The organism is Streptomyces sp. NPDC005566, from assembly GCF_040605575.1.
GTDB lineage: Bacteria > Actinomycetota > Actinomycetes > Streptomycetales > Streptomycetaceae > Streptomyces.
Genome location: NZ_JBEXDB010000022.1, coordinates 1 through 13,182, shown reverse-complemented (window position 1 = coordinate 13,182; position 13,182 = coordinate 1). Strand labels below are relative to the sequence as shown.

7 protein-coding genes are annotated in these 13,182 nt (G+C 69.0%); 2 read left to right on the top strand and 5 right to left on the bottom strand.

Annotation, left to right across the window (positions count from 1 at the left end):
• Positions 1 to 6 precede the first annotated feature (6 nt).
• Together ABZS61_RS29255 and ABZS61_RS29250 are read left to right on the top strand one after the other, a co-directional pair.
• Entirely contained in the window at positions 7 to 1,086 is a 1,080-nt protein-coding gene (locus ABZS61_RS29255) for a hypothetical protein (RefSeq protein WP_356427663.1), read from the top strand.
• A 364-nt stretch (positions 1,087 to 1,450) separates the two neighbouring features.
• On the top strand, positions 1,451 to 3,355 hold the full coding sequence (locus ABZS61_RS29250) for an HEXXH motif domain-containing protein (RefSeq protein WP_356427660.1): 1,905 nt from the start codon (positions 1,451 to 1,453) through the stop codon (positions 3,353 to 3,355).
• On the opposite strand, the gene fxsT is transcribed toward ABZS61_RS29250, so the two are convergent.
• From fxsT to ABZS61_RS29225, 5 genes are all read right to left on the bottom strand, one after another.
• A complete protein-coding gene (fxsT, locus tag ABZS61_RS29245; RefSeq protein WP_356427657.1) occupies positions 3,352 to 7,674 on the bottom strand; it encodes an FxSxx-COOH system tetratricopeptide repeat protein in 4,323 nt (1,440 codons plus the stop codon). The two genes, ABZS61_RS29250 and fxsT, sit on opposite strands and share 4 nt — an antisense overlap.
• Before the next feature lie 110 nt (positions 7,675 to 7,784).
• Entirely contained in the window at positions 7,785 to 8,825 is a 1,041-nt protein-coding gene (locus ABZS61_RS29240; protein WP_356427654.1) for an AAA family ATPase, read from the bottom strand.
• On the bottom strand, positions 8,822 to 10,423 hold the full coding sequence (locus ABZS61_RS29235) for a hypothetical protein (RefSeq protein WP_356427651.1): 1,602 nt from the start codon (positions 10,421 to 10,423) through the stop codon (positions 8,822 to 8,824). The genes ABZS61_RS29240 and ABZS61_RS29235 overlap by 4 nt, the downstream gene beginning before the upstream one ends.
• Positions 10,424 to 10,491: 68 nt before the next feature.
• Positions 10,492 to 11,832, bottom strand: a complete 1,341-nt coding sequence (locus tag ABZS61_RS29230; RefSeq protein ID WP_356427648.1) for an alpha/beta fold hydrolase — start codon at positions 11,830 to 11,832, stop codon at positions 10,492 to 10,494.
• A 115-nt stretch (positions 11,833 to 11,947) separates the two neighbouring features.
• Positions 11,948 to 13,078, bottom strand: coding sequence for a hypothetical protein (locus ABZS61_RS29225; RefSeq protein ID WP_356427645.1), 1,131 nt, complete (start codon positions 13,076 to 13,078; stop codon positions 11,948 to 11,950).
• Positions 13,079 to 13,182 lie beyond the last annotated feature (104 nt).

Sequence of the window (13,182 nt, the reverse complement as noted above, 5' to 3'; positions counted from 1 at the left end):
ACATGGATGCGGGCGCTCGTGGTCGGGGTGGAGTCGTACGAGGCGGGGTCGGCCTGGGACCTCGACGGGCCGGTGCACGACGCGCTGGGGTACGCGGGCTGGCTGCGGGAGCTCGGGGTGAGGGACGAGTCGCTGACCCTGCTGCTCTCTCCACTCGAGCGCAACCGCGAACTCGCCGACGGCTTCGGTCTGCCGTACCGCCCGGCCGACCGGAACACCGTGCACCAGGTGCTGACCCGGGAACTGGCGGAGGAGCGGACCGACTGGCTGTTCGTCGCCTGGTCCGGGCACGGCCTCATCGACGCCGACCGCAGCCGACGACTGCTTTTCGCCGATGCGGTCCACCAGGACCTGCGCGGCCTGGACGTCGAAGCGGTGCTGGCCATGTACCGGTCGGACGGCGCGCCGGGACATCCGCGCCAGCTCTGGCTGTTCGACGCCTGCCAGACGTACGCCGACCCGGCGACGACGGCCGGGTCCCTGCGGCCGGACCCCGTACCGCGTTCGACACCACGTCAGCAGGCAGACCAGTACGTGCTGTTCGCCTGTGGTCCGGGTGAGGCGACGCGCAATGGGCTGCGCTCGGGTGTGTTCAGTGCCGAGGCCCTGCGGATGCTGCGCGAGCACCCCGACTGGCGGCGGACCCCGCGGCCACTGGCCGAGGCGCTGCGCGGCCGGTTCGGTACCACCACCTCTCTCTGGTTCGAAGGGGACGGGGAGGCCGGGCGGACCGCCGGGCGGAATGCCGTGCGGCGGAAGATTCCGGCGCAGAGACTCGAACTGTCCGACAAACGCCGTCTGCGCGACGCACTGGCCGCGGTGGGAGTGATGCGGCAGCCGGAGTCACGCAGTCAGGTCATCGACTTGCTTCCTGCTGAGATAGCGGGAAGTGTCAGCAGATCAGGGGTAATGCTCCTGGAGATCCTGGATCTCGTCGAAACCTGTCTGGCATTTGGTGACGGACTGACGCACTTGTGGTCGGCGGTGTCCCTGGTCGATCCTGGTACGACTGCGCTCGACGATCTCCTGGAGGTCTTCCGGAGTTATCCGGAGTGGTTTACTCCGCCCCATCTCGAAGCGAATTGACGCTTCGTGATTCAGCCACTTCAGGCCCGTGCCGGCGCAGGCTTGACCGGTTGAGCATGTTTCCAGCAGCGCATGCATAGGACATCATGTAAGTGCGGGCCGAACATCGCATCGCACTGACTCGGGGGAGGTCTCACGGCAGTGGTAAAGCCGAAAAGCGCCGCCATATCGGATCTGCCTGATCTCACCGGCACGTCCCTGGAGGCGTTGCGCGCTGGATCGAACGACGACAGAGCGGCCGCCAAGAAGCGGCTGCTGGAAGAAGTCGGGCGGTCGGCCAGAAGCGTGTCCCCCGGCGGGGAGAACAGCTGGACCGCCTGACATCCCCGGTCCGTCCGATCCGGTGCCAAGGCAGAGGGAGCGTATGTGCCCTGACTCACTGCACGAAGCGGAGTCGCGGCATTCACTGACACCTCAGCAGTTCCGCGAACTCGCGCGCGCCGACGGCAGTCCCGCTACGCTCGCCGCGCTGTCGCGAGCCGAGTACAGCCACCGCCTGCTGTTGTTCGATCTGCTGATGGACGCTCTCAGCCCTCTGGCCGGGGTGACCGGCCGGCTCCCTTCCGCCCAGCGCGCATGGGACCTGCTCGCCGCGGCACAGCGCCAAAATCCGGCAGTGGTCGAGGAATTGCTCCTCCTTCCGGAAACCGGGCTGTGGCTGACCCGGCTCCTGACCCGGCTGCGCACCGCCGGCCGTGCCGAGACCCCTCTGTGGGCAGAGACAGGGCATCTGCACACCCTGGCCGCCGTGGCCGCGGCACGGGCGGGCCTCACCTTCAGCTTTCCCGTGCCGGCCCTCCGGGAGAGCGTCTGGCTGCCCACGATGGGACTGGCGCGGCTGCCCTCGGTGCACCGGCAGCCGAACACCTGGACCGTGGCAGAGGTGCGGTCGGTGTGCGGCCGGCTCACCCTCATGGGCGCTTACGGCCATCTCCGTCTGCCCTCCGGCCCGGAGCGCCCGGCGCGCGGCTGGCTGCCCCAGCGTAGGCCGGCTCTCGGCGCAGGTGCTTTCCGCCGGATCACGCTGGACGACCTCGGCCACCACCGGCTCGCCCCCCTGCCGGAGGGTGCGGCCGAGCGGTTGACGCAGAGCGCGTACGACTCCTGGAGCAGACTGCTGCAGGACGCGTACGGGCTGTTGACCACCATGGATCCTGCTACGGCCGACGCGGCCGTCGGGTTACTGCGCTCCCTCCAGCCGATGCCGGCCCACGAACGGTTCCGGGTACGCAGCGTCAGCAGCGGTCACGGCGTCGGCGGACTGGCATCGTCCATGCCGGACACGGCGCATCTCTGCGCCGCCACGCTGGTGCACGAACTCCAGCACAGCAAGCTCAGCGCGCTGATGCATCTGTACCCGCTCCACGAGCCCGCGCCCCAGGGCGAGCCGCAGCGGCTCTACTACTCGCCCTGGCGCGACGACGCCCGACCGCTCGGGGGAATGCTGCAGGGCGCCTACGCCTTCACAGCGGTGGCACGCTTCTGGAGTGCCTGCGCCGTCCAGCTCACCGGACCCGTCAGTGGCCTCGCCCGCTTCGAAAGTGCCCTGTGGCTGGGCCAGCTGGCCGATGCCGTGCCGGACCTGGCCACCGACCCGACGCTGACCGCGCTGGGACGAGACGCCTTGCAGGACCTGCTCGGGGCCGTCCTCCACCTGCACGACCGGACCGGTGAGGGCCCCGAGGTGACGATGGCCCGCCGGATGGCCGCCGATCACCGGGCGACGTGGAGGCTGGCCCATGTGCGGCCCCATCCCGACGACGTGGGGCGGCTGGCGGCCGCCTGGTGTGCGGGCCGGAAGCGACCGCCCGAGCTGCCACCGCGTCCGCACCCGGAAATCCGGGAATCCGGGGCGCGGCACCTCGACGCCCGCGCCATGCTGGTGCGCGTCGGCCTCGCCGACCCGGTCGCACTCGACAAGATGCGCGGCAGCCAGGCGGACCACGTGCCCGGGGTCGCCGGGGCCCGGCCGGCCGATGTCCTCTGGGCCTGCGCCGAGTTCGGCGCCGCGCGGCACCTCTACGTACAGGACATCCGGAGCGCATCCGCCGGCCCCGCAGCATGGACGGGCCTGGGGCTGGCCCTGACGGACCTCGGCCGCGCTCCGGAGGCCGTCAGGGCCCTGACGGCGGTGCCCGAAGTGGTCGCGGCCGTTCACGGCGCCGCCCGGCTCATGTCACGGCGGACGCCGGACCCGATCGCCCTGGCCGGTTGGCTCGGCCAGGGCGATACCGGCCCGCCCGGCATCTGCCAGGTCGACGTCCGTTAGATCGGCATGGGGTCGACGTCGCAGTTGGCCCGGCGCCAGGCGAGCGTGTCGGCGCTGGCCCGGTGATCCGGTCCCAACTGCTCGTTGATCGCGTCCACAGCACTCCGGTGCAGTTCCTCGGCCTCCCCGGTGCGGCCCAGTGCCCTCAGGTCCGACGCGGTGTTGCCACGCAGCACCAGCACGGTGGGGTGGGATTCGCCGAACTTCTCGATCAGGCCCGCCGTCGTCTTCCGGTCGAGTTCCAGAGCGGCGGCGGCGTCTCCCTGGGCGAAGAGGTCGTTGGCCAGGTTGATCGCGCAGATCAACGTGTGCGGGTGTGTGTCGCCGAGCGGTGCCCGGAAACGGGCCAGCGCCGACTCGTTCAGCTTCCGCGCCTCGTCGACCCGGTCGAGGAGCCGCAGCGTGACGGCCAGATTGGCATCGGCCGCGACGGTGTGCGGATGGTCCTTGCCGAATACCTCCGCGTACAGCGCCCGGGTCCGCTCCCCCAGCTTCAGTGCTTCCTGGAGCTTCCCGTTCTGCCGCAGGTCGATGGAGAGGTTGAGCGAGGCCTGCAGACCGTCGGGACTGCGCTCGCCGTACCGGTCGATGAGCGCGGTCCGGGCCATCTCGGTGCTGGCCTGGGCAGCCTCGTGGTGGCCCGCCTTGCGCTGCGCCACCCCGAGCCTCGCCACCGCCCGCAGTGCGGACGGGTGGAATTCGCCGAACGTGCTGCGGAACGTATCGACCGCGTCCTCGCAGGCCTTCTCCGACGCGGCGTACTCGCCCAGTTCCTGCTTGTCCAGGGTGAGTGAGACCTCCGAGTTGAGAGTGGTGGGCGCGTCCGCGCCGAACATCTGCACCTTGGTGCGCCAGCTCGCCTCGTCCAGGTCCCGCGCTTCGCGGAAGAGGCCGTTACCGCGCCGGGTCACCGCGAGGTTGTGCGCGTGGAGCAGGGTCTCGGGGTCCTCGTCGCCGTACGACCTGACGGCCCGCGCGTAGACCTCCTCGTCGAACTCCAGCGCACCCCGGAAGTCCCCGCGCGCTCGGCGGTCGCCGGACACCTGACCCTTGACGCGCAGGTACTCCTCCTCCAGATCCGGGCCGGCCCCCTCCAGTGTCGCAAGCATGCGCTCGCCCAGGGCGGCGGCCTGCGGATAGCGGCCCATCGTCCACATGATGAAGCGCACATGCCGGCCGAGGATCAACGTCTGCTGGTCGTCCTCGCCGAAGAGCCGGCACCAGTTCTCGTACGTCTCGCTGGAGAAGTCCAGCGCCGCCTCGTGATCACCCCAGTAGAAGAGGTACTCCGCGACGTTGTAGACCATCTGGCGCACATTGCGGTGGGGCGAAAGCGACGCCCGGGAGGCGATGACATGCGGGTAGAGCTCACCGAAACGCGTCCAGTTCTGCGGGGCGCGCGGGTCGCTGGGCGCGTTCGCCGCGAGGAGCAGGTGCGCTCCGTGCCGGAACGTACGGCGTTGCTCCTCGGCCATGCGCGCTTCGAGCACCGCCTGGACCAGCCGGTGCATCTGGATCGAGTTGGTGCGGTGGTCGATCTTCGCCAGGGAGTAGCGGCTGATCTCCCGGATGGCCCGGCTGAGCCGGATCGGGTCGGTGAAGATCCGGTCCAGCTCCGGGGCGATCGGCTCGGAGACCGCGTTGGCGAAGAACTGCCTGGAGACTGGTTCCGGCGCGAAATAGGCGCAGAGTTCCAGGAGCTGGATGGCCCCGGCGTTCTTCCCTTCGACGTGGTCGAGGGAGACGTTCCACGCGGTGGCGACGGTCTTCTCGTACTGGGTCGGCGGGGACACCGCCATCAGCTCAGCGCTCTTCTCTTCGAACACCCTCAGATACTCGGCCGGAGGCATGCCGGTCTCGGCGCGCCACGCCGATGCCTGCTCCACTGCGAGCGGCAGGTCGCCGAGGACCTCGGCGAGCATGTCCGCGTCCGCGGTGGACAGATCGGGGTTGCGCCGCCGGAGCAGCTGGATGCTTTCTTCCCGCTCGAACACATCGACTTCCAACGGGTGGGCCAAGGTGTTCCACTGGGGATTACGCGATGTCACGATTACGGAGCCTACCGGTCCGCCCGCAGGCGTGCTCGGGAAGTATTCCTGCACCGCTGCCGGACTTTCCGCATTATCGAACACCAGAAGCCATTTACCGTACGGATTTCCGATGCGCAGCGCCTCCAGGACCGCCGGCACCGCGGTAATCGCCTCACTGCTCACCGGTAGGTGGAGCCGCCGGGCCAGTTCGACAAAAGCCTGCTGAATCTGTGTGGGCCGTTCCGCAGGAATCCAGCAGACAACTTCGTATTCGGCGGCATGCCGGTATACGTATTCGAGCGCGAGTTGCGACTTCCCTACACCGCCCATTCCGTGCAGTGCATGCGGGAGTACCGCGGTCGGGCCGTCCTGCAGACCGCGTTCCAGGTTGATGAGCAATTCTTCGCGTCCGGTGAATACGAGGTTCCTCGGCGGCATGTTGCCCCAGACGGCGGGCATGGGCGGTCGCGCACCGCCTCCGGCCGGGGGTGCCGGGGGTGCCGGGGCCGGGCTTTCTACCGAGGGGCGGACCGTACTCACTTGTGGGCCTCCAGGGGCGGGGATCGTACTGTCGGTGTCGTCGGGGAGTGTCTCATCGGGAGAAGGCCGCGAAGGGTTGTGTCCGGCTTCGGACCCGGGCGTGTTCGCAGCGTCCGGGGGGCCGGCCCCGATGTGCTCGCCGAGGCGCCGGGCGCGGTGGAGATGATTTCCGGAAATCGCCTGCAGCGCCGCATGTTCGGCCTGCCGGAAGCGAAGGTTCTCCGTCGTCGACTCGACTGTCGTGAGGGCTTCCTCATGGTGCGGCGACTCTTCGGAACCATGTAAGTAGCCGAGGAACTCACGCGCCGCTTCATTGCGCGGGGCGAGAAACTCAGCCGCCTTTTTCAGTGCTCTTTCCGTGGCCGTCCTGCTGCCCGCAGCGAGTAGTTCCTCGCGGGCGCCGTCGACGAATACGTAGGATTCCCCGTCGCACCCCGGAAGCGGATCGACCAAGGGGCTGATCAGCAGTTCCGCCAGATGCGCTCGCGAAGCGCGCGGCATGACCTGCCGCTTCACCTCGGACATGGTTTCCAGGTCCAGCTGTACCGCGGCCAGGCGCGTGGCCAGCGCGAACGCCTCCGCCGAAGCCCTCGTGCGGAACCGCGCAACCAATTCGGCGGCGGTCAGCCCCTGAACGGGTGACGGCGCGGGTGACTGCAGCGGCCGGGTACTGGTGAGGATCGCCGCCATGTCCGCCCAGCGCGGCGTGGTTCCCGCGACGAACCGGGCCCACGGACCGAGCCACTCGGCGCCCAGTTCCAGGACCGGAACGAGGACGACCTGATCGGAGGGATCGCGTGGGAGCGACGCGGCAAGCGGCTCGGCGGGCTCCCAGTGGACCTGTGCGTTGGCCGACCACGGCCCTTGGGCACGGAGTCTCACCCGTACCGGAAAGAGTCCTGTGCTGGGCCACAGGCGCTGCGGCAGGAGCTGGAGCACCACCACGGGCTGGAACTTCCCCCAGAGAGCGGCCAGTCGCTGCGCGGCTCCGGAACGCCAGGCCGGCGCGACGCCGTCCGTCACCAGGAAGACGATCTGCCGCGCCGTCGGGTCGACGAGGCTTCGCGGCGGCTGCGGGTGCGCCGCCTGTCCGTGGCCGCGCAGCACCACACGCGCGGCATCAGCGGTGTCGAGCGTCATCACCTTCACGTCGCGCATCCCGCCGTACCGGCTCAGCATCGTCCGGAAGTGCTTCACCGCCGGCCGCCACAGGGTCATGTGCGGGGCCATGTCGACCACCAGCACCGCACTCCGTCGGCGCTCCGGCTCGGGCGTGAGCACCGGTGGCAGATGCGGGGCCGCCGCGATCCGTTCCGCCGTCGCAGACTCGTCCAGGACGTCGGAGTGGGCGGACGCGACGAAGGAGCGCAGCGGACGCAGCGCACGACCGAGGCTCAAGCGGTCGCGCGGGGGGCGGTCGGCTGCGCCGGGGCCGACGACGGTCCGCAACTGTGGGACCGCGGGCAGTTCGGCCGTCGCCGCGAGGGTGTCCTCCGTGCCTGGCCCGACGACGGGCGGCGGTGCGTCCTCCCGTGGGGCAGGCGGCAGCGGTTCGGGTACCAAAGGCCGCTGCTGTTCCGGCTGCGGCTCCTCGCTCCTGTCCGGCTGCTCCGGCTCGGCCACCCGGTCGTCGTCCTGCTGTGCGGGAGCAGGCTCCGACGGCTCGGCGTCCTCACGGCCGGTGCCCGCCGGGTCCTCGTCGGTGGCCAGTCCAGGATGGTTTGCCGCCAGCCATAACGAGTCGGCCACTTCCCACGGGTACAGACCGGTGAGAGGCAGCGGTTCGCCGTCAGGCGGGCTCATCGGGCCGTCGCGACGGTGCTGCGCACCGGTGCCTCCGGCCCTCGACGTTTCCCCGGTCACCCCGAATCCGCCCCTTCACCGCCCAGTGGGTGCCAAATGGCGGCGAGGACCGATTGCCACTCGTCGGCGTCGCTTCCGTCCTGCCGGTAGAGGCCCGACGTCGCCAAATGCGCGGCATTCAGCAGCTGATCGGCAGCCAGCCCGCCCATCCGGGAGCTCCGTCGGAGAAAGTCACGGATCAGCGCGTCCTGACGGTCGCCGAGGAGATCTCCGAAATGTCCGGAGACGAGTTCTCCCAGCGTCTCCGCGTCGGGGTCAGGAATGTCGAGCCGCAGACAGCGCCGCATAAACGCTTCGGGGAAATCGCGTTCACCATTCGATGTCATGACGACGACGGGGAAGACGTGAGCCCTGACCACTCCGTTCTCGACCACCGCGCTGTGACCGGGATCAGCCGTATGGACGGTTGTGGATGCTTCCGTCTGTTTCACCCGTACGAGGGGTGGCACTTCGAACCAGGCGTCCTCGAACAGGGTCAGCAGGTCATTGGGCAGATCGCCGTCGCACTTGTCGATCTCGTCGATGAGGACCACGCGCGGCAGCCGGTAGGGGAGCATGCCCGTGCCCAGCGGCCCCAGCTGGACGTAGTTCCCGATGCTGGGCCGTCCGGTGCCTTCGGCGGCGTCCTGGGTGGCCTGCGCGCGTCCGATGGCGTCGTACTCGTACAGACCGGAGGTCAGTGTCGTCCGGCTGGTGACGGGCCAGTGCAACACCCGGCCGAGGCGTAACTCCCGGGCGATCCGGTAGGCGAGGCCCGATTTTCCCACTCCTGGCCGGCCGGTGACCAAGAGGGGCCTCCGGAGCAGGAGCGCGGCGTTGACCAGGCGGAGTTCCTCGGCGCGAGGGACGCGCCGGCGTCCTGGCGGTCCGAGCCGGCGGTCGGCCTCGTCGTCGTCCGGTGGCTGGGGCATGGTCGCCGCGCTGCGGAAGGTGCGCCAGGGCGGCCCTTCGGGCCAGGTGCGTTGCTCGTACGCCTCGTCGGGTAACGGGTCTCCGGTGCCCCGGTAGAGCCGGCCGTCGTTGTCCGCCGCGTTCACTCGGTCCCCCCTACAAAGGTGGCAGGAGCGTTCTGCCCGCCCTCAAGAAGATGCTCGGGGTCGTCCCAGATCATGCTCATCGAACGGATCGCGTCAACGTCTCGCTCCCGTACAGCACTTGACTCGCCTGCGACCGTGGCGCGGACGGCAACGTCGGACTTCCACTGTTGCGCACTCTCGGGAAGGTGTGCCAGCCCCTCATTGGCCAAGCTTTCACGAATAATGCTCCGGAACACCGCTGACGCGGGATCCGCCCGGTGGTAGACGACTATGGGCACTCCGAGGTCCAGGGCGAGACTCAGCTCGCGCAGGCCCAGTTCACTCTCGCGGTGCGGCGGCCTGCTGAGCACCATGCCGACCACGTCGTCGTCACGCCCGATCTTCGCGTCGAGCAGGGCGAGGTGCTCGGCATCCGTCAGCCCTTCGGGAGCGCACTCGTACAGCTGGCCCCGGCCGTCGCCGGTCCGCCAGTGCGCCCAGCGGGCGCGCCACGCGTTGTGGAAGGTGGGACGCTGTACGCGCTCCAGGCTGTGCAGCATGATCTCCCGGTATCGGCTCAGCAGAGCGTTGGGAAATCCCAGCGTGGGATCACGGTCCCACCACTCCACGGGCTCGGTGAGCAGCTCCGCCGGCAGGAAGATCTCCAAGGCGGCGTTGTCCGCACGGGAGTGGCGCAACTGCGTCATGTGAGTGAGTAACTTAGCTAATTCGTACGGTAGTTGCGACCTGGTCACTGATTCCAGCGGCTCGGTGTGGGGATCTCGCTGGAGAGCGTTCGAGTCCGGATATCTGACGCAGGCGGAGACGTAGTAGCGCTGTGCCCTGCTCATCCGCCGCCTGCCCGCTCCGCTGTGGGGCGTACGGTCCGGCTCCACCTTGACGTAGATCCTGATCAGCGGCCTGGCCGGGCCACCCCGGCCGGCGTGCGGGACGTCATCGGAACCGGTGGTGCGGGGGTCGGGGCCGTCCCTGAGGTCGGCCCGCAGCGCGACCAGCGACGCAGACAAGTTCCACACGTCGGCGAAGTGGTCGTTCCATGTCCGCAACTCACCCACTGCCGCGGCCATTTCGGGAAGGAGGGACAGGTGTTCCAGGAAGGCCATGGCGGGCATCAGCTCGCCGGGGCGCCCGTTCTGGTCGGCCAGATGGAGGAACGCCTCCCAGGGCGTGGCGCAGTTCTCGGGCAGGCGCGCCAGCCCGTCGGTGGCCCGTTCCACCAGGGCACCGAAATCGGCCACCGGAACATCCAGCACGCGGCGCAGCGGCTCCCAGTCGGGACCCGGGAACGCCAGCCGCGCCTTCCACTGCGACAGCAACAGGAGCAGCGCCGGCTCCAGTGCGGGCGTGACCAGGCACGTGGCCTCGACCAGGAGGTCCATGCCGTCGTCCAACGCGGCGCAGCTGTACACGATGCTGACGAATTCCTGACGTGTCACGGTGAAGCTCGCAGGCGTCAGGCCGGGAATGTGCTGGTGGATCATCTGACGCCACAGGTCCCGGCTGCTGTCGTTGATGAGCCGCCCCGCCGGGTCCTCCAGCGCTTTGATCACCGCGCGCAGGACGCGGTGTTGTACGGCATCGAATCCTCCCGTGGCCACGCGCGTCCTCTCTTGCACCGTGACGTGTGTCCGAGTCGAGGTGGGGGCCCAGGGTAAGGGCTCCCCGATCAGCCGGGAAGTGCCTCGGCCAGGACCCGGTAGAGCTCCGTGTTGGCCCAGTAGGAGCTGTGGGCCGCGGAGACCGGCTGGCGGTTGTCCACCGCCACATCCGTGATGCGCGGGTCGTTCCCGAAGGCTTCGGCCGCGACGTAGGAAAGCAGGTCGCGGCGGTCGTGGACGTTGAGCCAGCGGGGGAACGCGCCGGGCAGTCCGGTGCCGTAGGGAAGGGACGGCAGCGCGTCCAGTTCGTACAGCAGGGGCGCTTGCGAACCCACTGTCACCAGCATGTCCGCGACGGGGTCCGATGCCTGGGCCGCCAGCAGGTCGAAGGCGATGATCCCGCCCAGGCTGTGCCCGAGCAGGACCACGGGCCCCCGGTCGGGAAGGGCCCGGATCGTGTCGGCCACGTGGTCACGTACTGCTTGGCCACGTGTCAGATAGCTGAGTACGTCTCCGAAGAAGCCCACCGAGCGATCGCTGAGCCGCGCTCGCCGGGCCACCAGCATCCGAGAGCCGAACGAACGCTCGAAGAGCCGTGCCGAGTATCCGAGGGCGGAGACGAGGGCGTCGTTCAGCCCCTTGGCGTCGCCGCCGAGTTCGTTCGTGAGGAGGTCCACGAGGTCATCCCGCTCCGGGACCGGGAACGTGCCTGCCTCCCTGGACGACTGCGCCATCGCCCAGGCGGTCAGAGCACGGGCGGTCAGCCGGGGAAGGGCGTCACCCCCGGCGGGCGCGACAACCACGGCCTGGCGCAGTTCCTGGGCGGCCAGCAGAGCGGCGACCCCTTCGGTGACCGAAGGGCCGGACACGAAGGATCCCCACGCCTCACTCACCGCCTCGGACGCATCCAGTCGGGACAGCACTCCCAGGAGATGGTCGCCGGTGGAGATCACACCCGGGGTGAAAAGGGCCGGGGACCCGGAACCGGACGGTTTCCCGGACATGGCGTACACGCCGAGCTCGGCGAACGGGTCGGCGTACAGCATCGCCCAGCGCAGCCGGGCCTCGTCCGTTTCGCTGCCGCCCTCGAAGCCGTCGGCGGAGAGCGGGGAGGGCCCGGTTGCCACCACTCCGGATTCCGCTGTTCCGGCTCCCGCCTCCTCGGCCGTCGCTGCCAGGTACTCCGGGTATCCGGGTATCGATACTCCGCCCGCCCTCAGGTACGACCCGAGTGAGGAGCCCCAGTCGCAGGGTTCGACACAAACGTCGGAGCGGACGCGGGCCAGGCCGTTCCGAATCCCCTCCAGCGCCTGGCTGTAGGACGGCTCGCGCACGCCCGTACCGTGTACGAAGAGAACTGTGACCATCTTCGAGGACCCCCGTCCGAAGTGGCGGGCAACGCCTGCCACTTGGTGATACTAACGGGGCTCGTGACGGCATGCAGCGGGGTCGGGGCGCCTTTCGGGCCAGCCATTTCGCGCAGCCTGAGTCAGTCCTGCAACTCACGATGCTCAACAGTGGCCACTACTCCAGCTCTTCCAGCATGGACGCGACCTGCCGACCCAGGCGGTATTCCAGATCCATATACGCCGGCAGGACCCTCGATGTGCTTCCGTACTTGAGCGTGGTCACCGGCACGAACCGCGTGGTATCGCCCTGCGAAGGCCACCCGAAGTGCCCCCGAACGCAGTCGATCTCCATGGCGCTCATGCCCCTGTCCGACTCCGCCCAGCCCGCCAGGGCGTTCTTCCTGGCCGTCTCCAGAAATTCCGGCGCCACCTTTCCGACCACGTCCAGCGTCACACAGTGCGTCAGCTCGAACCGGATGACGGGATGCGGGTAGCGGCCGTGCTCGTACGCCGTCAGTGACTTCCGATGCGTGTCGTACATGCCGAAAAGCATGGCGACGGCGAAGAACTGCCTGGCAATGAGGGTCCCTCGCTCGTCGGAATGCATCACGAACGGCAAGAGCCGGTGAGCGACGGTCATGGCGGCCATGAGATCGGCGTGGACTTCCAAGCCGCGCCGCAGATCCGAGAGGCTCAGATCCGGCGGGACGAGCCGGTCGCCGGCCTGAGCCAGAGCCAGAGCCAGAGCCAGCAGCCTGTCGTGCCGACCGTAGAGATGTGCCAACTCGTGGCCGACCAGGTAATGCAGCGACAGTTCCATGATGTCGTCGGCGATCGAGTCCCGGGTCTCGTCCTCAGGACTCTCGGCATCGAAGGCCTTCAGCGCCGACCAGCACTGCTCACCGTCCTGGTCGGTCTGCTCCCCGAACAGTGGTACGAGGCCTGGGGCAAGCTCCCAATCCGGTCGCCGGTCGATCACGTTGCCGATGACGACGTCTGTGACGGAGGAGCGCGACAGAAGATGGAGGAGCCGTCGCGCCAGAGCCCTGGCCCGGGCCAGGATGCCGAGGGGAATGACGACGACGGAGTCCCCGCCGTCCAGTCGCCTCGCCCGGCAGACCATCGAATTGCTGTTGACCACCACGACGGAAGCGGGGCGGCCGTCCGGGCTCGTCGCCTCTGCGTCGAACCGAAGGACGTCGAGGCTCCGCTGCACGGCAAGACTTCCGGCGCGGGTCAGTACCTCCGCAAGCAATTCGGGGCGAGCCTCCCCGCCGGCCAGCCCTACAGCGTCGGAGAGGCGCATCTACTGGGGACCCAAGGCTTCGGCGTAGTCGCGTGCTGTCCGGTTCACGCGGATTTGCCACATGGCTTCGAGCGAGTCTGTTGGCCCCACGGGAACGACTGGTC

Coding starts and splice junctions, on each gene's coding strand:
- ABZS61_RS29255 (WP_356427663.1), top strand. CDS start 7: ATGCGGGCGCTCGTGGTCGGGGTGGAGTCGTACGAGGCGGGGTCGGCC.
- ABZS61_RS29250 (WP_356427660.1), top strand. CDS start 1,451: ATGTGCCCTGACTCACTGCACGAAGCGGAGTCGCGGCATTCACTGACA.
- ABZS61_RS29225 (WP_356427645.1), bottom strand. CDS start 13,078: ATGCGCCTCTCCGACGCTGTAGGGCTGGCCGGCGGGGAGGCTCGCCCC.